The organism is Paenibacillus sp. GCM10027626, from assembly GCF_042676285.1.
Classification (GTDB): Bacteria; Bacillota; Bacilli; order Paenibacillales; family Paenibacillaceae; genus Paenibacillus_Z.
Window position 1 is genome coordinate 364558 of sequence record NZ_JBHTHC010000006.1, and the last position, 22937, is coordinate 387494.

A 22937-nucleotide genomic window follows, 5' to 3' on the forward strand; every position below is an offset into this window, starting at 1 on the left:
CGATGTCAGAACAAGAACAAAACCAAGAGCGGCAGCAAGGAGAGACTGCGGAGAGCGCTGAGCAAGCGCCAAAGAAGGAAAAGAAAACATTAGCGCTCAACGTGGTCAGCAATAAGAAGCATCGCGGCTTCGGGGCAGGCACGATCGACCTGAGTCAAGTAGCTTGCGTCATGATCGATAACGGAGAAGCCTATATAGATGTTGGAGCTATGCATGCCAAGAGCAAGATCGAGCGCGGGATTCGCTTCAGCCCCAATAAGGAGGATGTGCCGAACGGCAGGCTTTGCTGGATTGTATGGGTTGCTGTAGACCGCAATGAGGAAGGTTCATATTATGCGGGGGCGACCGCTTGCCCGATGCTCATCGATTCCGAGGCTAGACGAGGGTGGAAAATACTGGCGCAGCATGTGAACAATTTGGACTATGCGATTAAACGCCGCTTCATTCTGGATGAGCTTGGAGCAGAAGAGAAAGCAGCCTTGCGCAAATTGCTTGTTAGCCATAATCTGGAATGGTGGGATCGCTCGCCGGATGAGCTGAAGCAGGCTTTAAGCGAATAAAATATATTGGAGGCAGATCGGATGAATGAAGCGACAGAAGTAAAAGGATATTTCGGAGAGTTTGGCGGCAGCTATATTCCGCCTGAGCTGCAGGAAGTTATGGATCATCTGGACGAGCAATTTACAAAATATAAGGATGATCCTGAGTTCAATGAGGAATACCACTATTTGCTGCGGGAGTATGTCGGCCGCGAAAATCCGCTCACCTTTGCCAAGCATCTGACTGCGGAGTGGGGCGGGGCCAAGGTATACTTGAAGCGGGAAGACTTGAATCATACGGGCGCTCATAAAATTAATAATGTTATTGGTCAAATCTTGCTTGCCAAGCGGATGGGAGCGAAGCGGGTTATTGCCGAGACGGGGGCTGGCCAGCACGGGGTAGCGACCGCTACTGTTTGTGCGATGTTCGGAATGGAATGCGTCATCTACATGGGGCTTGAGGATACAAAGCGTCAGTCGCTGAATGTATTCCGCATGGAGCTGCTGGGTGCCAAGGTGGTAGCGGTCGACAAAGGTCAAGGGCGTCTGAAGGATGCTGTTGACGAAGCGCTGAACGACCTGGTGGCCAATTATAAGACAACCTTCTACTTGTTGGGTTCGGCGGTAGGGCCGCACCCGTATCCATCGATGGTGAAGCATTTCCAATCGGTCATCAGCGAAGAGTCCAAACGCCAAATTTTGAGCAAGGAAGGCCGCCTGCCGGACGCGGTACTGGCTTGTGTCGGCGGAGGCAGCAATGCGATCGGCGCCTTTGCGCATTATCTGGACGAGCCTTCTGTACGCTTGATTGGTGTAGAACCGGATCAGGCGCCAACGCTTACACAAGGTGTGCCGAGCGTTATTCACGGGTTCAAATGTCTCGTGCTGCTTGATGAAGAAGGCAATCCGAAGCCAACCTATTCCATTGCCGCAGGTTTGGACTATCCGGGTATCGGGCCTGAGCACAGCCATCTTAAAATGTCCGGCCGGGCGGAATATGCCACGGTCAGCAATGAAGAAGTGCTGGCGGCATTCCAGGAGCTGTCGCGCGCTGAAGGCATCATTCCGGCATTGGAAAGCGCACATGCCGTAGCTTATGCGAAAAAGATCGTGCCATCCATGAGCAAGGACCAAATTGTTATTATTAACTTGTCCGGACGCGGCGATAAAGACGTAGAGCAAGTATTCGAGATGCTGAACAAATAATGGCGAAGGGCTGTTTCCAAAGTTGCCTGCGGGTCACTTTTGGAGCAGCCCTTTATATTAGACGCCTCTAATGCGTCCACCATCGTTTGAAGGTTCGCCACCAGGATGACTCGTCCGGCTGCCCTGACTGCTCTTTAGTGCCGGCAGGGGCTGCCGTTTCGCCATGCGCTCCGCAGATCTCGGTTGGCTCCGTGCCGCTAATGAAAGCTTCCAGCCGTTTGTTCGGGCAGGACGCCGCGGCGAGCTTGCCGGTATCCGGATCGATGTAGACATTGACGACTCCCTCGGGGACGGCGAAAATTTTCGGCGGCACAGCATTCAAAGCATTTTCGACATAATTGGCGAATATCGGCGCTGCCCGGTGAGCTTCGGAAGTTGTCAGCTTGCGGTCCTTGTCATACCCGACCCAGACGGCAGTAGCCAGCTCGGGCGTATAGCCGACCAGCCAGGCATCGGTAGCTGTAGTCCCTGTCTTGCCGGCGACAGGCCGCTTGAGCACAGCGGCAACCCGGTTGCCGGTGCCTCCAGTATCGAAAACACTCTCCATTAAGCGGGTTAATACATAAGCGTGGGCCGCGTCTACGACTTGTTCGGAGGCTGGCTCGTATTGATACAGCACTTGCCCCGACCGGTCCTCAATGCGGAAGACGGCGATAGGCTGCATGCGAACTCCCCCGTTGGCAAATGCGCTGAATGCCGAAGCCATCTCAAAGGGACTGACCGGGAAGGTGCCGAGCGCCAGTGAAGGCACGGCATTCATCGGACTGTGAATGCCCAGCTTTCTGGCCATGTCGATTACTTTGTCGGGACCGACCTTCATTAAGGTGCTCACGGCAAAAATATTGTCCGAACTGGCGATTGCCTGCCGCATATCGATTTCTTTGTTGGCATATTTGTCGTTATAGTTACGCGGCGCATAGGTTTGCCGCCCTTCATCATAAGTGAATACGGTAGGCTCGCTCTTGAAACGCGATTGAGGCGTCATCCCTCCCGCTTGCAGGGCAGTCAAGTAGACGATCGGCTTAAAGGAAGAGCCCGGCTGCCGTGTATTCGCGAATACACGATTATATTGATTGGACTTGTAATTTCTGCCTCCGACCATCGCCTTTATATATCCGTTGCGGGGATCGATGGAAATGAGCGCAGCCTGCTGCTCGGATTGCTCGGGAACTCCTTTGGCAATCGCTTCTTCAGCCGCCCGCTGGGCAATCGGATCGAGCGTGGTATAAATTTTTATGCCCCCTTCGAGAAGCAAGCGCTCGTCTAATCCGAGCTGGTCGACAACGATGCTGCGAATATAATCGCGAAAATAAGGGGCGGTTCCTTCCTGCTGGCTGCTGCTGAGCGGCTTGAAGTGCAATAATTCACTTCCGGCTTGCTCGGCTTCCGCGGAAGTGATATATCCTTGCTCGGCCATCATGGCCAGAATGGTTCGCTGCCGATCCTTGGCATTTTTCATATCGTTGTATGGCGAGTAATATTTCGGGCCTTTCGGAATTCCGGCGAGCAGGGCGCTCTCTCCCAAAGTAAGCTCGGAAGCCTGTTTGCCAAAATAAAGCTGGGCGGCTGCCTCTGCTCCGTATGCCCCATGCCCGTAATAGATCTGGTTCAGATAAAGGCCGAGTATTTCATCCTTGGAGTAATGCATTTCGAGCTGCAGCGTATACATAGCTTCCTTGAACTTGCGCTTCCATGTGCGCTCATGCGTCAGATACAAATTGCGGGCAAGCTGCTGGGTCAATGTGCTGGCGCCTTGCTTGGTGTCGAAATGCTGCAAATTAACTAGCATAGCGCGGAGCATCCCTTTCGTATCGAAGCCGATATGATCGTAGAATCGCTGATCCTCGATGGCGAGCGTGGCATGAACCAGATCGGGCGAGATATTTTTGAGCGGCACCGACTGCCGATTTTCACCGGCATGAATAGCATCGATAACATTGCCTTGCAGATCGATAATTTGCGAGGTCTGGCTAATAAATGAGACCGGTAGCGCCTGTTTATGCAAATAAAATAAAAAACAGAAAGCCGCGATCATCAGCACAGCAAGCCCGCATCCCGCCGCTATCAACAAACGCTTCATCCGGCGAAGCAGGGGGGCCCATCTTTCGGCCCGAATCAGAAGCGGCAAGCGCCGTTTTCGCTGGGAGCTGCTATTTTGTTTTGTCATGGCAATCACCTCCGGATGTCTCACTTCCTTAGTATGGAAAATGAGAGGGAAGGCTATTCATGCCGTTCATATTTTTTTCAGCAGATACATTCTAAAAGGTTGTTTTTTCTGTTTGTAAAGGGATGAACATTCCACTATAATACAGATTGGATCAGCGACCTACAAATGTTAATGCTCCATATAGATAATGACGAAAGAAGGGAACGCCAGATGGAATTATGGTACACCGAGAAGCAGACTGAAACCTACGGCATTACAGCCAAAATTAAAGAAACTTATGTCAGTGAGCAAACTGATTTTCAAAAGCTGGACATGATTGAGACTGAAGAGTTCGGCACTATGCTCGTACTGGACGGCATGGTAATGACTACAGACAAGGATGAGTTCGTCTATCATGAAATGGTAGCTCACCCGGCACTGTACACCCATCCAAATCCTAAGCATGTGCTTGTCGTTGGCGGCGGGGACGGCGGCGTGATCCGCGAAGTGCTTAAGCATCCGGAGGTAGAGAAGGCAGTTCTTGTAGAGATCGACGGCAAGGTCATCGAATATTCCAAAAAATATTTGCCGAACATTGCGGGGCAGCTTGACAATGAACGGGTTGAAGTGATCGTCAATGACGGCTTTATGCATATTCATGATCATAAAAACAGCTATGACGTTATTATGGTAGATTCTACCGAGCCGGTAGGCCCGGCAGTAAATCTGTTTACACGCGGCTTCTATCAAGGCATTTACGATGCCCTCAAAGAGGACGGCATTTTTGTTGCTCAGACCGACAACCCATGGTTCAAGGCGGACCTAATTGCCAATGTAAACCGTGACGTAAAGGAAGTCTTCCCGATTGTCCGCGTATATTGGGCAAATGTGCCGACTTACCCAAGCGGTCTGTGGACATTTACGATGGGCAGCAAAAAATATGATCCTTTGGCAGTAGATGAAGCTGCTATTCCAGAGAGCGATACAAAATATTACTCTCCACGTCTGCACAAGGCTGCATTTGCACTGCCTAAGTTTGTAGAAGACTTGGTCAAATAAGAGAGGATAGGCAAATATGAAACTCGATCAGCAATATTCGGGCAATGTCTTTATTTTGAGCTCGGAAGATTACGCTGCCTCCAAAGCAGTTATTTACGGCATGCCTATGGACTTTACGGTATCCTTCCGCCCGGGATCTCGCTTTGGTCCGCCGCGTATCCGCGAGGTTTCCATCGGACTCGAGGAATATAGTCCTTATTTGGACCGGAGTCTGGAAGATATTACTTACTTTGATGCAGGCGACTTGCTGCTGCCATTCGGCAATGCCGCGCGTTCGCTTGATATAATCGGCGAATATGTTCGCGGCGTGCTTGCAGATGACAAGCTGCCGGTCGGGCTGGGGGGAGAGCATCTGGTTTCTTGGCCGATTTTCAGAGAAGTACATGCCAAGTATCCGGATTTGGCGATCATCCACTTTGATGCGCATGCCGACCTGCGGGAGCAATACGAAGGCGAGCCGCTGTCGCACTCCACGCCGCTGCGCAAAGCGGCAGAGTTAATGGGCGGCAGCAACATTTATCAATTCGGCATTCGTTCCGGTTCCCGCGAGGAATGGCAGTATGCGCGGGAGAACATTAACTTCTATCCGTTTGAAGTGCTGGAGCCGCTGAAGCAAGTATTGCCGCAGCTTGCAGGGCGTCCGGTCTATTTGACAATTGACATCGATGTGCTGGATCCTTCTTGCGCCCCCGGTACGGGGACGGCAGAGGCTGGCGGCATTACAAGCAAGGAATTGCTTGATGCCGTGCATGCGATTGCGCGCTCGGATGTCCGCGTAGTTGGCTGCGACCTGGTAGAGGTAGCGCCGGCTTACGATCCGACGGAGCAGACGCAAATTGTAGCGGCCAAAGTCATCCGCGAGATGCTGCTCGGATTTATCAAATAAAGCTTACGGATCATATTTCGCTTAGACCGGATTTCCTTGCAGAGAGCCGGTCTTATTTTTTTACCGCATAAGATTCGCAGCTGTGGGCTATGAAACTCTTCTTTTGGGGCCATACTGGCTACTAGAAGGAGGGAGCGCTTGTGGGGATCATGCCTATTCACGAACGTCTGGCCGAGCTGTGGACGATACGAAGCCGGCGGCCGCTTACAGAAGCGGAGATGTCTGATTTCGAGCATTGCCTGGCTGTAAATGCTGCCTATTGCCGTCAGCTGGCGCATTTATACAACTGCTCGCTGCTAGCTTCCATGACCTCAGATGCCGAATGGCAGCATGAGTTATGCAGCCGCATTGAAAAAATCAGCGGGCTTCCGCCGACATTAGGACGCATGTAACAATAAGGGGGGCGGGATGCAGGTACAATCATTTCCACCGGTCATTGATGCGAGCGCCCGTATTTTAGTTTTGGGGAGCATGCCGGGGACGGCCTCGCTGGAGAAATTTCAATATTACGGCCATCCCCGCAATTATTTTTGGCCGATTTTGTACCGCTTGTTCGATACACCGCTAGAAGCTGATTATGAGAGAAGGCTGCTTTTTGCCCGGAACCGCGGCATTGCACTCTGGGATGTGCTCGCTTCTTGCGAGCGGCAGGGCAGTCTTGATGCGAATATTAAAAACGAGCAGCCTAACGATATTCTTGCTTTATTGCGGGAATATCCCGCTATTCGCTGTCTTGCCTTTAATGGCAGCAAGGCTTATGAAGCGTTTGGGAGACTGGCGAGCAAACATGGCGAAGCTGACGAACAAGCGCAGCGCGTCTTGGCAGCGGTCGATCTATTAAAGCTGCCCTCGACTAGTCCTGTTCCGACACCGAAGATGCGGAATATCGATGATCGCTTGCAGCATTGGCGGCAGTTGCTGCAATATGTGTGCTAGGCTTGTTTTTTATTTCACTGCCCTCTATAATAAGTAAAACTAAGTTAATGGCAATGACGATGATCGGGAGAGTACTGACGCAGCAATCTGTTAGCAGCGAGCCGGGAGGGTGGAAGCCGGTATCAGACGCGAAAAGGAAGCGCACCCGTAAGTTGGCTGCTTGAACGAAAGTAGGGCAGCCCGGCACACTCCGTTACAGTGTTGAGCGGCGCCGCAGTTCCGGGAGCATACTATGGAACGCGCAGCGCTACAAGAGTGGTACCGCGGAGCAGCCTCCGTCTCTTTATTGAGACGGAGGTTTATTTGTTTTCAGAGAGGACGCCGGAAGCAATGAGCAACGAACAAGCGTCTGTAAACATTGTGCTGGAAAGCGAGACAGACGGACAGAAGCAGGAGCGTAAATTTGCAGGAGAATGGTTTCGTAAGGGCGAGACGATCTATTTGCGTTATGAAGAGACGGATGAGATGTATGGTGCGATCCGTACACTGATCCGCTGGCGGGCCGGCGAGCTGCAGGTGACCAGACGGGGCGGCGTGGATTCCGAGCAGAGATTTATTGCAGACACCCGCCTGATGGGACGCTACAGCTCGCCCCATACGAAATTTGCAATGGAAATTGAAACGACCTATTTGCAGCTTGAGCACAGCGGTCTGCCATTGCGGATGGAATGGCACTACGGCTTGCAGGTTAACGGGCAGCGGGCCGGCCTCTTCAAGGTGAGGCTGCAGGCTGAAGAAGCGGGAAAATAACGAGGAGGAACAGGATATGAGCAATGAAAATACATTACAGCAGCTGGATGAAAAGGTGAAGGGGGCAATTGCAGACGCCGCAGTCGCGGCAGGGCTTGCCGCCCGCGAGGAGCTGCCGGTATTTGTGCTTGAGGTGCCGAAGGACAAGGCGCACGGCGACTTGGCGACAAATGCGGCGATGCAGCTGACGAAAATAGCGAAAAGAAATCCGCGGCAAATAGCGGAAGCGCTCTTGGAGCATTTGGACAAGACTCAGGCTTCCATTCAATCGGCCGAAATTGCCGGTCCCGGCTTCATTAATTTTCGGGTCGACAAAAGCTATTTGTATCCTGTCATAGATGCAGTGCTCGAGCAGGGCGGCAACTATGGGCGAGTTCAAATCGGCGGAGGGAAAAAAGTGCAGGTGGAGTTCGTCAGCGCCAACCCGACTGGCAGTCTGCATTTAGGTCATGCCCGCGGTGCGGCGGTAGGCGATGCCTTGTGCAATGTGCTGGATTATGCGGGGTATGACGTCACCCGGGAATACTACATCAACGATGCAGGCAAGCAGGTGGAAAATTTGGCGCTGTCGATCGAAGCGCGCTACAAGCAGGCGCTAGGACAGCAAGCCGAGCTTCCGGAAGACGGTTATTATGGCGAGGATATAGTCGGCTTTGCTCAAGCCTTGGCGGAGGCTGAGGGGGATCGGCTGCTGACGATGCCGGAGAAGGAACGCTATACGTTTTTCCGCCAGTATGGGCTGGAGCGGGAACTGGATAAAATTAAACGCGATTTGGCGCGGTTCCGCGTCGGTTTTGATGTCTGGTTCAGTGAAACCTCGCTCTATGAAAGCGGACAGGTTGTGCAGGCTTTGGAGGCGCTGCGCGAACGGGGCCAAGTGTTCGAGGAAGAAGGAGCGACCTGGCTGTCGACAATGCCGTATGGCGACGACAAGAACCGCGTATTAGTGAAAAATGACGGATCGTACACTTATTTGACGCCGGACATTGCCTACCACCGCGATAAGTTTGGCCGCGGCTTTGATCAGATGATCAATATTTGGGGAGCGGATCATCACGGATACATTCCGCGCGTAAAGGCGGCGATGGCGGCGCTGGGCAACGATCCGGACAAGCTTGTGGTCCTTATCGCTCAAATGGTCAGCTTGTATCAAAACGGCGAGAAGATGAAAATGTCGAAACGGACCGGCAAGGCCGTGACGATGGAGGATCTGATGGACGAGGTTGGCGTCGACGCAATCCGCTATTTCTTTACAATGCGGAGCATGGATTCTCACCTTGACTTTGATATGGATCTTGCTATTTCGACATCTAACGAAAATCCGGTTTTCTATGTTCAATATGCACATGCGCGTATTTGCAGCATTTACCGGCAGGCGGAGGAGCAAGGGATTGCGCTTGCCAATGCCGCGCAAGTCGATTACAGCAAGCTGACTGCCGAGCATGAATATGATTTGCTCCGCAAAATGGGCGAGCTGCCGCAAGAGGTTGCCGAAGCAGCGGCGCAGTATGCTCCTCATCGTCTTATCCGGTATGTATACGAGCTTGCATCGCAGTTCCACAGCTATTACAAAGCAGAGCGCGTCATTACGGAAGATATGGCGCAAACGCAAGCGCGCCTTGCTTTACTCGCCGCAGTAAGAACTGTTATTGCCAACGTGCTGCGTCTGGTTGGGGTTTCGGCTCCGGAACGGATGTAAACGAAAATCCGCGGGGTTATCGCTCCGCGGATTGCAGCATGCGCATAATATCGAGCTCGCCGGTCAGACGCGGTCGCTTTGGGCCGCGCAACGGGAGCATTGAACGCTTCAAGATCGCTTTTATTTCTGCCGGGGGCAGACCTGGCTTGCGCGCGAGCAGCAGAGCGATAGCTCCGCTCACATGCGAGGTTGCCATCGAGGTGCCGCTCATTTCATGGTACTTGCCCTTTAGCCAAGCGGAGTGAATTTTATCGCCGGGAGCATAGATGTCGATATAAGCGCCGCGGTTGCTAAAAGGCGCAATGCGTCGAAGCCTGTTTGTTGCGCCGACCGAAATGGTCTGTGGATAGCGAGCAGGATAGTCAATAGATTTGCGACTGCCGTCATTGCCTGAGGAAGCGACGATAATAATGCCGGCATTATAAGCGTAATTTACGGCATTAAGCAGCGCCTTGCTGCGTGTTTTCATTCCAAAACTCATATTGATGATGTCCATGCGATTGTGGATGCACCACTCAATGCCGAGAATGATGTCCGAGACGAATGCACTGCCGTCGTGATCAAAGGCTTTGACTGGATACAAAATGGCGCGCGGTGCGATGCCGATCATACCCCGCGGCTGATTAGCGGCGGCGATCGTGCCTGCGATATGAGTGCCGTGGCCGTTATCATCGTGAGGAAGGGCGTTGCGGTTCAGTAAGTTGATGCCTCTAGCGAGCGAGTACTTCAGATCGGGATGGTTAAAATCAACGCCAGTGTCGATGACACCGATTTTGATACGATGTCCGGTCGTGATACTCCATGCTTGCGGGGCTTTCACCTGCCTGACACCCCATGGGATACCTTTTTCGCGAACAATTAGGCGTTGTGCGACAGGCCGCTGCTGCAAGCGGGTGACTCTCCGTTTCTTGCCTTTTTCGGGTGCAGCCGTAGCATAGTGCAACCAATGGCGAATTGCGATTTTGTCCATGTGGGCCTCCCCCTCCCAGGCGGGTAATGCTGCAGTATTGTATGAGAGACGGGAGCGTCTTGTATGAGCAAGTGACCTTCTTTATGCATAAATAGGCTCAAAAAATCGTGTCATTAGCCGCTAAGACTCATAATATGAAGGAAGAGCTGTAAAAGACGGTTCTGAATCCGAGCCGGTCAGGGATCGCGCGCGGTGGATACAGTCACAGCCCAAGGGAGAGCGGCGGGAATTGAAGGGATTTCCATCCGCTCTCCCTTGGGCACGTATACCAGCCCATATTTCGCAGAGCTTGCTTTTTTAAGGGAAATAGGTTTTACTATAGGTTGAAAAAGCAACATGTGCAGCGAAGAAGGTTTGCATTCGTACGAGAGGAAGTGTACATATGAGCAGCGAGTTCGCTTTGAAGCTTGAGCCCGAACGCATTAAGGAAATGCCGATGGTCGATTTGGCATTTGAGCTGTTGAAGGTGGCGAACACCCCGTTTTATTACCGTGATCTCATGATGGAGATTGCAAAGATCCGCGGCTTGTCTCAAGAGGAAATCAACCAGGTGATTGCGCAGGTATATACGGAAATCAATATCGACGGACGGTTTGCTTGTGTCGGCAACAATATGTGGGGACTGAAGCGCTGGTATCCGGTAGAGCGCAACGAGGATCCGGTTACAAGCGCGAAGCGTCCGCGAATCATCAATGACGATGAAGATGATGAAGAAGATATTTATGTGGATGAAGAAGAAGAAAACTACGCGTCTGACGACGAGGACTTCGATATGTACGACGAGGATCAGGAGATTTTCGACGATGAGGAGGAAGCGGAGGAAGTCGACGAGGAAGTTATGATCGACGACGAAGATATGGAGGAAGAGCAGGAAGAAGACGACGAAGATCAAGAGGATGACGAATTCGACGACGATTCCGACGAAGAAAAAGACGATAAATAACAGGCCGCGATGATACCCGTTTAAGACTCTTGACATGAACAGCTTATGCAGAGTACACTATTGCATGGGCTTCAAGTTCGGATAGAAGTATTAGGCCAAATTTAGAAAGTGCCCCGTGTATACGGGTGTCACTTTTTTCTTTTTTTCGAGCCATTTTTGCAGCGAAAATGGGCAACCCTATACTTTAACTATTAGCGTGGAGGGTATCATCAAGTGACTAAGTACATTTTTGTAACCGGCGGTGTCGTGTCGTCCTTAGGAAAGGGAATTACGGCGGCTTCGCTTGGCAGACTGCTTAAGAACCGGGGTCTGAAGGTAACCATTCAGAAGTTTGACCCGTACATCAACGTAGACCCGGGCACGATGAGCCCTTACCAGCACGGCGAAGTGTTCGTTACCGATGATGGAGCGGAGACAGACCTTGATCTGGGTCATTATGAACGTTTCATTGACATTAATTTGTCAAAGAATAGCAATGTGACGACGGGCAAAATCTATTCGACCGTCATTACGAAGGAACGGCGCGGGGAGTATCTTGGCGGCACTGTACAAGTCATTCCGCATATTACGAATGAAATCAAGGATCGGGTATTTCGTGCAGGCAAGGAAACGGGAGCGGACGTTGTCATTACTGAAATTGGCGGTACTGTAGGCGATATTGAAAGCCTGCCGTTCCTGGAAGCTATCCGGCAGATCAAGAGCGACATCGGCCGCGATAACGTTATGTATATTCATGTAACGCTTATTCCGTTCATTAAAGCTGCGGGCGAAGTGAAAACGAAGCCGACTCAGCACAGTGTAAAAGAATTGCGCAGCATCGGCATTCAACCGAACGTGATCGTATGCCGGACAGAGCATCCGATGGCTGAAGAGCTGAAGCGCAAGGTCGCTTTGTTCTGCGATATTGATGCCAATGCCGTAGTGGAATGTATTGATGCGCCGACACTGTATGAAGTGCCGCTTAATTTGCGTGCGCAGGGCTTGGACGATTTTGTAGTCAATCATTTGAAATTAACGACTAATGAACCGGACATGACCGGCTGGGAAAGTCTGGTCAACCGGGTGAAAAACCTGAAGCATACTACAGAAATTGCCATTGTCGGTAAATATGTCGCGCTGCATGATGCCTATCTGAGTATAGTGGAGTCGCTGAGCCATGCCGGATTTGAATTGGACTCCGATATCAAAATCCGTTGGGTGAACGCCGAGGAATTGACAGAGGACAACGTAGAAGAGGCGCTGGACGGTGTAGCCGGCATCCTGGTGCCTGGCGGTTTTGGCGATCGCGGCATAGAAGGAAAAATCAATGCTATCCGTTACGCTCGCGAGCGGGAAATTCCATTCTTCGGGATCTGCTTGGGCATGCAGGTGGCAGTGATCGAATATGCGCGCAACGTAGTTGGGCTTCTAGATGCCAACAGTTCGGAAATTAACCCTTCGACACCATACCCTGTCATCGATTTGCTGCCAGAGCAGAAGGATGTAGAGGATTTGGGCGGAACAATGCGCCTCGGCCTTTATCCTTGCAAGGTGGTCGAAGGCTCGTTGGCAGAACGGGAATATGCGGATGAGCTGGTGTATGAGCGCCACCGTCACCGCTACGAGTTTAACAATGAGTACCGTGAGCAAATCGAGGCTTCAGGTCTTCGCATTTCGGGGACATCGCCGGATGGGCGTCTTGTAGAGATGGTTGAACTGCCTGACCACCCTTGGTTTTTGGCTGTCCAATTCCATCCGGAGTTCAAATCCCGTCCGAATCGTCCGCAGCCGTTGTTCCGCGGTTTTGTAAAGGCAGCTTTGGGTAAAACCAAATAGAAGTCCTTTCGCGAGATTTTTTCTGTTTTTTTTCGAGCAGAAGCAGGATATCCAATTCCTCCGCGCGAATATATTAACGATTATGGAAGAGTTGACCAAATCGTGTCGCAAGGCGTCGCGCATTGTTGGGAGGGTTCAAGTTGGATAAGAAGAAAGTATTGATCGTGGATGATCAAAACGGGATTCGTGTCTTGCTTATGGAAGTGTTCAGCAGCGAAGGTTATGTGACCTTTCAGGCCTCCAATGGCAAATTGGCGCTTGAAATCGTGAGATCCGAGACGCCCGATCTAGTGCTGTTAGATATGAAGATTCCCGGAATGGATGGATTGGAAATTCTGAAGCACATTAAGGCGATCAACAAGGAAATCAAAGTCATCATGATGACTGCATACGGCGAGTTGGACATGATCAAGGAAGCAACAGACCACGGAGCGTTAATGCACTTTACGAAGCCGTTCGATATTGACGAAATAAGAGTAGCTGTTAATATGCAGCTTCGTGGCGGAGAGTCGGGTAATTGGTATGCGATAGGGTCCTGAAGGGGACCCTATCTTTTTGTGTAGCGAGCATTGCGCGAGCGGGCATGCCTGTCCAAAGGCGATGTCATATGGTATAATGGCTACTGCGAGATCCCTGTAGGACCCAAGGGTTCCTGAACCAAATACTTACTAAGGATAACTTCACTTTTGGGGGATCATCTACTTGCTCCCTTCGAATGGGGAGGATAATGAGGCTGATGGAAAAATTGATGATTCGCGGCGGACAGAAGCTGCGTGGCACCGTGCAAATTAGCGGCGCCAAAAACAGCGCGGTAGCGCTATTGCCGGCATCAATATTAGCGGAATCTGCTGTTGTGCTGGATAATTTGCCCCATATTAGCGATGTAGCGGTGTATAGTGAAATTCTTGAAGAACTAGGCGGAAGTGTCGAATGGAAAGGGGATTCAATTGTAATTGATCCCTCGGCGATGATGTCCAAACCGATGCCTAACGGCAATGTAAAACTGCTCAGAGCATCCTATTACTTGATGGGAGCGATGCTGGGACGTTTCGGCGAAGCTGTCATTGGCTTGCCTGGCGGCTGCAATTTCGAGCCCCGGCCGATCGAGCAGCATATTAAAGGGTTTGAAGCGTTAGGAGCGGAAGTGACGAACGATCATGGCTCTGTGCGCATTGTTGCCAAGGAACTGCGCGGCGCCAAAATATATTTGGATATCGTCAGCGTAGGTGCCACAATTAACATTATGCTGGCGGCCTCCCGTGCCAATGGCTCCACAATTATTGAAAACGCGGCGAAAGAGCCGGAAATAATAGATGTCGCCACACTCCTAAATGCTATGGGAGCCAAAATTAAAGGAGCCGGTACAGAAACGATTCGCATTGAAGGCGTAGATAAACTCCAAGGCTGCCGCCATTCTATTATCCCTGACCGTATTCAAGCTGGCACTTATATGATTGCTGCTGCAGCGACGCGCGGCGATGTCCTGATCGATAATGTCATCCCGAAGCATTTGGAAGCTGTAACCTCCAAATTGCAGGAGATGGGCGTTCATGTGTATGAAATGGATGAAGCGATTCGTATCGTAGGACAGCCCCATTATGAATCCGTCGATGTGAAGGCGCTGGTGTACCCCGGTTTTGCTACTGATCTGCAATCCCCGATGACTAGTTTATTAACTCAGGCCAAAGGTGTAAGTATACTGAGCGACTATGTATACAGCAATCGCTTTAAGCATGTTCCGGAATTGATGCGAATGGGAGCTAATATTCGGGTAGAAGGGCGATCAGCCATTATAGAAGGCGGTCTGCTCAATGCCGCCAAGGTAAGAGCGGCGGATTTGCGCGCCGGCGCTTCGCTCGTAGTTGCTGCCCTTACAGTACCGGAAGGGATTACCGAGATTACTGGCGTTGAATATATAGATCGCGGTTACGACAATTTGGTAGAAAATTTACGTCACCTTGGCGCTGATGTTTGGCGCGAGGATGAAGTTTAGCTGGTAAAATAGCTAAGAATCAGGGCGGATGGAATAGACTGCTCTGATTCCGGCAATGCTGGAACAAGCTGGTATTTTATAGATTATTGATAAAGAAGTGGTGAGACTATGGCGACTGATCTTCAGATTGGAGATCTGGAAGAAATGAAGCTGACGGAATTGTACAAGCTGGCGAAGCTGCATCAAATTCCTTACTACGGTCAGCTGAAGAAAAAAGAATTGATTTTTGCAATTTTAAGAGCACAGGCAGAGAAGAGCGGACTTATGTTTATGCAGGGTGTGCTCGAAATTTTGTCTGAAGGCTATGGCTTTTTGCGTCCGATTAATTATTTGCCTAGTACAGAGGATATCTATATATCCGCATCGCAAATTCGCAAATTCGACTTGCGCACAGGAGATCTGGTATCCGGCAAATGTCGCGCTCCAAAGGAAAACGAGCGCTATTTTGGTCTGTTGCAGGTCAATGCTGTTAACGGACAAAGCCCTGAGCAAGCAGCCGAAAGGCTACACTTCCCTGCTCTAACTCCCCTTTATCCGCAGAAGAAGCTAGTGCTTGAGAATTCCCCGTCAAAACTGTCAACGCGTATAATGGATCTTCTCGCTCCTGTCGGTCTTGGCCAGCGCGGGTTAATCGTAGCGCCTCCAAAAGCGGGAAAAACCTTGCTGCTGAAGGAAATTGCCAACAGCATCTCAACTAACCATCCGGATATCGAGTTGTTTGTGCTGTTGATCGACGAGCGCCCGGAAGAAGTAACGGATATGTCGCGTTCGGTTAAAGGCGAAGTTGTCGCTTCTACTTTTGATGAGCTTCCTGAAAATCATATCAAAGTTGCAGAGCTTGTGCTCGAACGTGCGCTTCGGCTGGTTGAGCACAAAAAGGATGTCGTAATTCTGCTGGACAGCATTACGCGGCTGGCTCGTGCGTACAACCTTGTTGTGCCTCCATCAGGCAGAACCCTTAGCGGCGGTATAGATCCTGCCTCATTCCATCGCCCCAAACGCTTCTTTGGCTCGGCGCGCAATGTAGAGGAAGGCGGAAGCCTGACTATATTGGCCACAGCGCTCGTAGAGACGGGCTCGCGTATGGATGACATTATTTATGAGGAGTTTAAAGGAACAGGCAATATGGAGCTGCATCTCGACCGCAAGCTGGCGGAAAGAAGAATCTTTCCGGCGCTCGATATACGCCGTTCGGGAACGCGCCGCGAGGAAATGCTGTTATCAAAAGAAGAGCTTGATAAAGTATGGGCGATTCGCAAAGGCATGAATGATTCGATGGAATTTGTCGATAACTTCTTGAAAAAGTTGGCTGACACAAAAACAAATGAAGAGTTTCTAATGTCTCTGGATACGTCCGGTTTGCAGCAAAGCTCGCGTGGAGCGGGTAATGGAACGGCGGGCAGCGCAGGAACGACTAGCAATGGAGGGCGGCGTACGACACGCTCGGCGCCTGTATCCTAATGATGATGAATTTAGTGTATGCAGATGCAGAAGGAAATTTGTTCGATCATCCGGACTGGATTGCGCTCGGCCGCAGCGGAGAAATGATTGTTGAGATTATGGACGATGAGCTGATCCCTCTGCCGGAAGGGGCTACATTGGTTGGGCTGCCCTATACGCGTCCAATCGGCATAGAGAGAGCTACCGGCGAGATGAAGCCGTTGCCTGGCGAAGTTCAGGCGGTAGGGGCGCTTCTTCCGCAAGGGTTCACCCGGTTAAATATTCCCGGATATATTAAAACGGACAAATCGCATAAATTGCCGCTGTTCGGTTACTCAGCTGTTGTCTGGAAGGATGGCGGCTTCTATGTTACCGCGCAGCAATGCGATGATCCTGAGCGCTGGAATCCGCTAAATTGCGATCGGGACAAGCTGAAGCTTTCGGTAGACAGCTTGTTGGCCAAATATCCGAATAACCGCTTATACCAGCATTTATCCAACTGCGCCCTTGGTTATGAATGCTTGACGGCATCCAACACGTTTCTGCAGCGCTGGGAAGGTGCGGTTCCGGTCTCTTATTCGTGTAATGCAGGCTGCTATGGCTGTATTTCGGAGCAGCCGGATGACAGCGGTTTTCCAGCTCCGCAAACCCGCATGAATTTTCGTCCAACCGTCGATGAAATTGTGGAAATTATGCTGGAGCACCTGACGACGCCTGATGCGATTATCAGCTTTGGCCAAGGCTGCGAGGGCGAACCGTCCACGCAAGCAAAAATTATCGTAGAAGCGATGCGGAAGGTACGCGGCATTACATCGCTGGGACATATAAATATTAATACCAATGCCGGTCTTACCGACCATATCCGGGCGATTGTAGATGCCGGATTAAGCCTAATGCGGGTCAGCACCATTAGTGCACTCGATGATCATTACAATGCTTACTACAAACCTAGAGGCTATACGCTCTCCAATGTCGAAAAATCGCTTCGTTATGCTGCGGACAAAGGAGTATATACCTCGATCAATTATTTGATATTCCCTGGCGTTACTGACCGCGAGGAAGAGATAGAAGCGATGATTGGATTCGTGCGGCGCACCGGTCTGCGGCTAATCCAAATGAGAAATTTGAATATTGATCCCGAAAGCTATTTGGCGTTAATTCCCCCGCCGCAGGGTGAAATATACGGCATGAAGCAGATGCTGGAGATTTTCGCTGAAGAGCTGCCGGATGTGGTCATCGGCTCTTATACGCATGTGCCCCCCAAACCGGGGAAATGAAAAGGATTGCGATCCGGACAATAACCGTGATATAATTCGATTTGTGTGTATTTTAACTCTGAGCTCGCATGTAGCTCAGGGCGGAAAGAGGTGAATCGCGATGAAACAAGGAATTCATCCGAACTACAACGTCACTACAGTAACTTGCGCTTGCGGCAACAGCTTCGAGTCTGGTTCGATCAAACAGAACCTGCGCGTTGAGATTTGCTCCGCTTGCCACCCGTTCTTCACGGGTAAACAAAAGTTCGTAGATGCTGGCGGTCGTGTAGACAAATTCAAAAAGAAATACGGCATCTAATTGCAATATGCCGTTTCTGCCGAAAATTAGCAGAATACAAGAACCTCCTGCAGCCATCCTATGGACTGAAGGAGGTTTTTTTATGTCCACCAAATTTGCATTATGTTCAGCGCGAGCGCTTGTTGCTGCATTGGCTGTTATGCTGCTTATTACGACTGGGGCCTGCTCCGGCCGCGATAAAGGAATGGCGGCAAAATCGTATGGTCGTGACGGTTATTTAGGCTTGTCGAATAGCAACCCGCATTTGCCCAATAAGCATGGGAATTATTTGAATTATGGCAGCGATGGCGATTTTGTTATTGAAAAAATGAAAGAAATTAACGGCGTTTCCGATGTTAATGTGATGTTCCAAGGAGTGGAGCTTTATGTAACATTAACCGCCCAAAAAGGCTATGACAAGCAGTATTTGCATCAGGAAGCGCTGGCGTCGCTGCAAAAAAATATGCCGCGCTACAATGCTCATGTGGAAGTAACAAGGTAACAACTTGGCTTGAACAGTTGCATATTGTTGCAGAACGCGCTATACTTATTTCTGCCGTGCTAGATGGGGAGGTAGCGGTGCCCTGTAACTCGCAATCCGCTGTAGCGAGGTTGAATTCCTGTCAGAGGTGATGCTGATGTGGGGTTTGGTGTTTGGGAACAGTGTTGACGGACGGGTCCTCCGCAATGGGCGCCTGTGAACCTGGTCAGGTCCGGAAGGAAGCAGCCATAAGCAGGTTAGTTCATGTGCCGGAGGAGTGCCTGTCCCGAGCTGGGAACAAAAGTGCCGCCTGGATCACATTTATCGAAGGCAGGTGCACGGTATCTCTCTTCGAGGGATTTTTTTTATAAATTATAAGCAAACATCCTTTCCTTGTTCGTTGGTCGAACCGGGAGACGGATGTTTTTTATTTCAGGCAATATATGAGGTTAATGTTTTTCTTGGCAGGATGATCGTGTATAATAAGGGGGCATTGTCTCTTCTGAAGAAGAAGCGGCAGCGGTCTATGGAACAATTCGAAAGGAACGGTCTACATGTCACATATCGCTTTATACCGCGCCTGGCGTCCGCAGACGTTCGGGGACATGGTCGGCCAACAGCATATTATTCAAACGCTGCAAAATGCGATTCGGGAGCAGCGGATTTCGCATGCTTACTTATTCAACGGTCCGCGAGGCACCGGTAAAACAAGCGCTGCCAAAATTATGGCGAAAGCAATCAACTGCGAATCCGGTCCGGCCCCGGAACCGTGTAATGCATGTGCGGCTTGTCAGGGAATAACGGCAGGATCCATCATGGATGTCATCGAAATTGATGCCGCCTCCAATCGGGGCATCGATGAAATTCGCGATATTCGTGATAAAGTGCGGTATGCACCTTCCGAAGTTCGATATAAAGTGTACATTATTGACGAGGTTCACATGTTGACCTCTGAAGCATTTAATGCGCTGCTAAAAACATTGGAAGAACCGCCTGGGCATGTTATTTTCATTTTGGCAACTACGGAGCCGCATAAGCTTCCGGCTACAATTATATCGCGTTGTCAGCGCTTTGATTTCCGGCAAGTATCGCTGCCTGAGCAGACGGCGCGTCTAACGCAAATTGCCGTACAGGAGGGGATTCAAGCGGACGAGGACTCTCTCGCTTATATCGCCCGCTTGTCTGAAGGCGGTATGCGCGATGCGATAAGTTTGCTGGAGCAAGTAGCGGCGTTTGCCGGAGAGCGGGTTACACTTTCCGCTGCAGTGGATGTTACAGGTGGGCTCGCAGCCGAGCAATTCACACAATTGGCTGAAGCTGTTCAGGCAGGCAATGCCGGAGCGATCCTTCCCTTGGTGGAGGGATTAATGCAGGCTGGCAAAAGTCCTGACAAATGTCTCGAAAACCTCATTTATTATTTCCGTGATTTGCTAGTGCTTAAGCTGGCTCCTGACCGGGCGTCAACAGAAAGAATTGTCGACCAGGAGCGCTATCGGGCGATGGTCGATGCTTTCAGTGCAGAGCAGCTCTTTCGCATGATCGATACACTAAATAAGTATCAAAGCGAAATAAGGATTGCATCTTTGCCGCAGACGATCTTTGAAGTGGCCTTGATGAAGGTATGCGCGCTGCAGGCGGCATCGAACGGTCCAGGTGCAAGCGCCGAAGCAGGAGCAAATGCCGATTCAGCCGGAGAAGGGCGCTCCTCGGAGGAGGTTGCGCGGCTTCAGGAGCGTATTGCTTTACTTGAGCGCAAGCTGGAAGAGGTAATGCGCTCCGGTGCAGCCGCAGCTCCGGGCAGCGGAGCCGCTTCTTCGGAGCCGAGTAATCGCGGCGCTCGCGGAGGAGGCTTCAGAGGCACAGGCAGCGGCTCCGGCAGCGCTGTGCGCACGACTGTCAAGCTGGAACCCTTCCGGGCGGCGGCCGAAAGCCAGGCGACGGGGCAGATCCGCATGAAGTGGGGCGAAATTTTACAGCGTGTAAAAGAAGCCCGCATCACCGTTCATGCTTGGCTTGTGGATGGCGAGCCGGTGTCGGCCGCAGAGAATACCATTCTTGTCGCCTTCAAAAATACGATGCACCGCGAAACAACCGAGCGTCCTGCTAACCGTGAGCTAATCGAGCGTGTCTTTCACGAAATGTTCGGCCGGCCAGTCAAGCTTGCAACGGTTATGCAAAAGGAATGGCAGGCAGCCGAGCCGGCTGCAGCCGAACCGCTTGTGATGCAGCATGAAGAAGGGAATGGCGGGCCGGACAAGGCGCGGCAGCCGGAATGGGTTGAAGAAGCGGTCAAGTTATTTGGCGAGGAACTTGTTGTAATTGATGATAACTGATCACATTTAGGAGGTCTTTCCCATGAACAATATGAATCAAATGATGAAGCAAGTGAAAAAAATGCAGGAGCAAATGCTCAAGGCGCAAGAAGAGCTCGGCAGTAAAACGATAGAAGGCACTGCTGGCGGCGGAGTTGTGACAGTAGTTGTGAATGGACATAAAACTGTGCAAAGTATCGTTATTAAGCCTGAGGCGGTAGATCCGGACGATGTAGAAATGCTGCAGGATCTCGTGCTTACGGCTGTCAATGACGCTTTGAACAAAGCTGACGAATTGGCTAATAAAGATATGAGCAAATATACTGGCGGTATGAAAATCCCGGGATTGTTCTAGACAAAGTAGAGGAGCTGCGCTTTGTATTACCCAGAACCGATTGCCAAATTGATCGAAGCCTTTAGCCGTCTGCCCGGTATTGGGCCGAAGACGGCTGCAAGGCTGGCCTTTCATGTCCTGAGAATGAAAGAAGACGATGTTATCGATTTTGCCAAAGCGCTCGTGAGTGTCAAGCGGAATCTTCATTATTGCTCGGTTTGCTGCAACATTACAGATGTCGATCCTTGCCGGATCTGCCAAGACAAGACGCGGGACCATTCGGTCATCTGCGTGGTGCAGGAATCCAAGGATCTCGTTGCGATGGAGCGTACGAAGGAATTCCAAGGACAATATCACGTGCTGCAAGGAGCGATTTCGCCCATAGAAGGGATAGGGCCGGATGACATTCGCATCGCAGAGCTGTTGAAGCGTCTGAGTGATGAGCGTGTGCAGGAGATGATTTTGGCGACAAATCCGAATATTGAAGGCGAAGCGACAGCGATGTATCTGTCCCGTCTGGTCAAGCCCTTCGGCATTCGCATTACTCGTATTGCACACGGCTTGCCTGTAGGCGGAGACTTAGAATATGCCGATGAGGTAACTCTGTCTAAGGCGCTGGAGGGTCGCCGCGAATTAAACTGATGATTCGATGGATTTAATCTGACTAAGAGCCCCAAGTTTCTACTGTGTAAGGCGGTGGAAATTTGGGGCTTTGTTTGGAATGTAAAACCCAAGCCAATTATGCCGCAGCCTGTTTTTTCTTGCAGCTTCAATCTGCACATTGTTCTATTTGCGCCCGGATTGTTCATAGATTGATAGTAAAGTGCTTCATATGGCGGGAGCGCGTACTATGGACAAGCGGGAGGCGAAGGCGATGAAATGGAGTCGGTGGCTGTGGCCTGACAGGCAAAGCAAAGAGCGGCAAAATAGCGAGGAATTGGAACGGCGCAGTTTGCAAAATGAGCTTAGGGACGCAAAGCGCGAATGGGAAAATGCACTCCGTCATTTTGATTGCGCGCTGGGCGAGGATCATGTTGACTATGCGATCTATACCATCAAGGCGGCCGAGAAAAGATACGAAATGCTATTGCGTAAAGCCAAAGCCAGTAATAAGCAATGGCCGGCATGGGTCGGGGAGGACGCGGTATGAATCTCTTTTGGCTGGCGTGCCTGGTTATATCGACTTTACTGTTAACGGTGGTGCTCTATCGGCAGCGCGCGTCGCGCTTATGGATAAAGCATTTTGCTCTGCAGCTTATCGGTGTCGTGCTTGGCATTTATTTATTGAATTTTTCAGGTATCATTTCCGGCTTCGAAATACCTTTAAACCCGTTGACGATTGGCACTGTAATTTTGTTAGGACTGCCTGGGATGGGGTTGATTATTGGCCTGCAATTGGTGTTAGTGTAGCTGGATCAAGTTTATAAATGCAAGCGATAGCTCGTCGTTCTCATGAAAAAGAAAAGAAAAAAGCAATGGGCTATTGACCTTCGGGGGAAAGATGTGCTACATTATTCATCGTGCCTGGTTGAAGGGAATCAATCATTCCTCTGAAGGTAAAAAACTTTTTTAAAAAAAGTACTTGCAATCAACTAGGCGGATGTGATATATTATTCTAGTCGCCGCTGATAGCGACGGCGAGCAAGAAAAGAAGATTTGTTCCTTGAAAACTGAACAATGAGCAAAACTGTCAAATCGCAAGAAAACAAGTAATGAGCTAACAAGCTTATTCATGAATAGAAGTTTTCGGACTTCAACTTTTATGGAGAGTTTGATCCTGGCTCAGGACGAACGCTGGCGGCGTGCCTAATACATGCAAGTCGAGCGGAGCAGAAGAGAAGCTTGCTTCTCGGAAGCTTAGCGGCGGACGGGTG

At 50.7% G+C, this 22937-nt stretch carries 23 protein-coding genes, 1 rRNA gene, 1 other RNA gene and 1 other annotated feature; of the genes, 23 read left to right on the forward strand and 2 right to left on the reverse strand.

All coding sequences use genetic code 11. The annotated features are described in order from the left end of the window. Positions 1-2 precede the first annotated feature (2 nt). Positions 3-560, forward strand: coding sequence for a YwhD family protein (locus ACFQ0N_RS14630; protein ID WP_379327263.1), 558 nt, complete (start codon positions 3-5; stop codon positions 558-560). Positions 561-581: 21 nt separating this feature from the next. Beyond that, positions 582-1745, forward strand: a complete 1164-nt coding sequence (gene trpB / locus ACFQ0N_RS14635) for a tryptophan synthase subunit beta (RefSeq protein ID WP_379327265.1) — start codon at positions 582-584, stop codon at positions 1743-1745. Positions 1746-1812: 67 nt separating this feature from the next. Here the strand turns inward: trpB and ACFQ0N_RS14640 are convergent, their stop codons facing one another. Next, the gene (locus ACFQ0N_RS14640; RefSeq protein ID WP_379327267.1) at positions 1813-3912 is read right to left on the reverse strand and encodes a transglycosylase domain-containing protein; all 2100 of its coding nucleotides are present in this window, start codon (positions 3910-3912) and stop codon (positions 1813-1815) included. Between the two features lie 210 nt (positions 3913-4122). On the opposite strand from ACFQ0N_RS14640, the gene speE reads away from it, so the two are divergent. From speE to argS, 6 genes are all read left to right on the forward strand, one after another. Continuing rightward, positions 4123-4950 carry a polyamine aminopropyltransferase gene (gene speE / locus ACFQ0N_RS14645; protein WP_379327269.1) on the forward strand — a complete coding sequence of 276 codons (828 nt, stop codon included), beginning with the start codon at positions 4123-4125 and terminating at the stop codon, positions 4948-4950. Between the two features lie 16 nt (positions 4951-4966). After that, entirely contained in the window at positions 4967-5836 is an 870-nt protein-coding gene (speB, locus tag ACFQ0N_RS14650; protein WP_379327271.1) for an agmatinase, read from the forward strand. A gap of 140 nt (positions 5837-5976) precedes the next feature. Then, positions 5977-6228: a DUF7667 family protein gene (locus ACFQ0N_RS14655; protein ID WP_379327273.1), complete on the forward strand. Its 252-nt coding sequence runs from the start codon at positions 5977-5979 to the stop codon at positions 6226-6228. A 16-nt stretch (positions 6229-6244) separates the two neighbouring features. After that, complete coding sequence (locus tag ACFQ0N_RS14660) at positions 6245-6772, forward strand: DNA-deoxyinosine glycosylase (protein WP_379327275.1); 528 nt, start codon at positions 6245-6247, stop codon at positions 6770-6772. Between the two features lie 50 nt (positions 6773-6822). Then, positions 6823-7058: a binding site (T-box leader), on the forward strand. A 44-nt stretch (positions 7059-7102) separates the two neighbouring features. Next, positions 7103-7522, forward strand: a complete 420-nt coding sequence (locus ACFQ0N_RS14665; RefSeq protein ID WP_379327277.1) for a YwiB family protein — start codon at positions 7103-7105, stop codon at positions 7520-7522. 16 nt (positions 7523-7538) lie between these two features. Beyond that, a complete protein-coding gene (gene argS / locus ACFQ0N_RS14670) occupies positions 7539-9221 on the forward strand; it encodes an arginine--tRNA ligase (protein WP_379327279.1) in 1683 nt (560 codons plus the stop codon). Between the two features lie 16 nt (positions 9222-9237). Here the strand turns inward: argS and ACFQ0N_RS14675 are convergent, their stop codons facing one another. Next, entirely contained in the window at positions 9238-10191 is a 954-nt protein-coding gene (locus tag ACFQ0N_RS14675) for a S8 family peptidase (protein WP_379327281.1), read from the reverse strand. Positions 10192-10573: 382 nt separating this feature from the next. Here ACFQ0N_RS14675 and rpoE point away from each other — a divergent pair, with 382 nt between their 5' ends. From rpoE to ACFQ0N_RS14750, 15 genes are all read left to right on the forward strand, one after another. Then, positions 10574-11134: a DNA-directed RNA polymerase subunit delta gene (rpoE, locus tag ACFQ0N_RS14680; RefSeq protein ID WP_379327283.1), complete on the forward strand. Its 561-nt coding sequence runs from the start codon at positions 10574-10576 to the stop codon at positions 11132-11134. A 213-nt stretch (positions 11135-11347) separates the two neighbouring features. After that, positions 11348-12949 carry a CTP synthase gene (locus tag ACFQ0N_RS14685; RefSeq protein WP_379327285.1) on the forward strand — a complete coding sequence of 534 codons (1602 nt, stop codon included), beginning with the start codon at positions 11348-11350 and terminating at the stop codon, positions 12947-12949. Positions 12950-13089: 140 nt separating this feature from the next. Continuing rightward, complete coding sequence (locus ACFQ0N_RS14690; RefSeq protein WP_379327287.1) at positions 13090-13488, forward strand: response regulator; 399 nt, start codon at positions 13090-13092, stop codon at positions 13486-13488. 197 nt (positions 13489-13685) lie between these two features. Then, the gene (locus tag ACFQ0N_RS14695) at positions 13686-14942 is read left to right on the forward strand and encodes a UDP-N-acetylglucosamine 1-carboxyvinyltransferase (protein ID WP_379327289.1); all 1257 of its coding nucleotides are present in this window, start codon (positions 13686-13688) and stop codon (positions 14940-14942) included. A 108-nt stretch (positions 14943-15050) separates the two neighbouring features. Continuing rightward, the gene (gene rho, locus ACFQ0N_RS14700; protein WP_379327291.1) at positions 15051-16403 is read left to right on the forward strand and encodes a transcription termination factor Rho; all 1353 of its coding nucleotides are present in this window, start codon (positions 15051-15053) and stop codon (positions 16401-16403) included. A 5-nt stretch (positions 16404-16408) separates the two neighbouring features. Further along, positions 16409-17659, forward strand: coding sequence for a radical SAM family protein (locus ACFQ0N_RS14705; RefSeq protein WP_379327325.1), 1251 nt, complete (start codon positions 16409-16411; stop codon positions 17657-17659). Between the two features lie 100 nt (positions 17660-17759). Next, positions 17760-17957, forward strand: a complete 198-nt coding sequence (rpmE, locus tag ACFQ0N_RS14710) for a 50S ribosomal protein L31 (protein WP_379327293.1) — start codon at positions 17760-17762, stop codon at positions 17955-17957. Positions 17958-18039: 82 nt separating this feature from the next. Then, positions 18040-18438 (forward strand): hypothetical protein, encoded by a 399-nt coding sequence (locus ACFQ0N_RS14715; RefSeq protein ID WP_379327295.1) that lies wholly within the window; start codon positions 18040-18042, stop codon positions 18436-18438. Between the two features lie 54 nt (positions 18439-18492). Then, positions 18493-18759, forward strand: an RNA gene (ffs, locus tag ACFQ0N_RS14720) — signal recognition particle sRNA large type. A gap of 212 nt (positions 18760-18971) precedes the next feature. Next, positions 18972-20750 carry a DNA polymerase III subunit gamma/tau gene (dnaX, locus tag ACFQ0N_RS14725; RefSeq protein WP_379327297.1) on the forward strand — a complete coding sequence of 593 codons (1779 nt, stop codon included), beginning with the start codon at positions 18972-18974 and terminating at the stop codon, positions 20748-20750. Positions 20751-20772: 22 nt separating this feature from the next. Further along, positions 20773-21084, forward strand: a complete 312-nt coding sequence (locus ACFQ0N_RS14730) for a YbaB/EbfC family nucleoid-associated protein (protein ID WP_379327299.1) — start codon at positions 20773-20775, stop codon at positions 21082-21084. Positions 21085-21105: 21 nt separating this feature from the next. Beyond that, entirely contained in the window at positions 21106-21705 is a 600-nt protein-coding gene (gene recR / locus ACFQ0N_RS14735; RefSeq protein ID WP_379327301.1) for a recombination mediator RecR, read from the forward strand. A gap of 232 nt (positions 21706-21937) precedes the next feature. Then, on the forward strand, positions 21938-22213 hold the full coding sequence (locus tag ACFQ0N_RS14740) for a DUF2508 family protein (RefSeq protein WP_379327303.1): 276 nt from the start codon (positions 21938-21940) through the stop codon (positions 22211-22213). After that, complete coding sequence (locus ACFQ0N_RS14745; protein WP_379327305.1) at positions 22210-22473, forward strand: pro-sigmaK processing inhibitor BofA family protein; 264 nt, start codon at positions 22210-22212, stop codon at positions 22471-22473. Before ACFQ0N_RS14740 ends, ACFQ0N_RS14745 begins: the two co-directional genes overlap by 4 nt. Positions 22474-22822: 349 nt before the next feature. Beyond that, positions 22823-22937, forward strand: a 16S ribosomal RNA gene (locus ACFQ0N_RS14750); the annotation flags it as partial.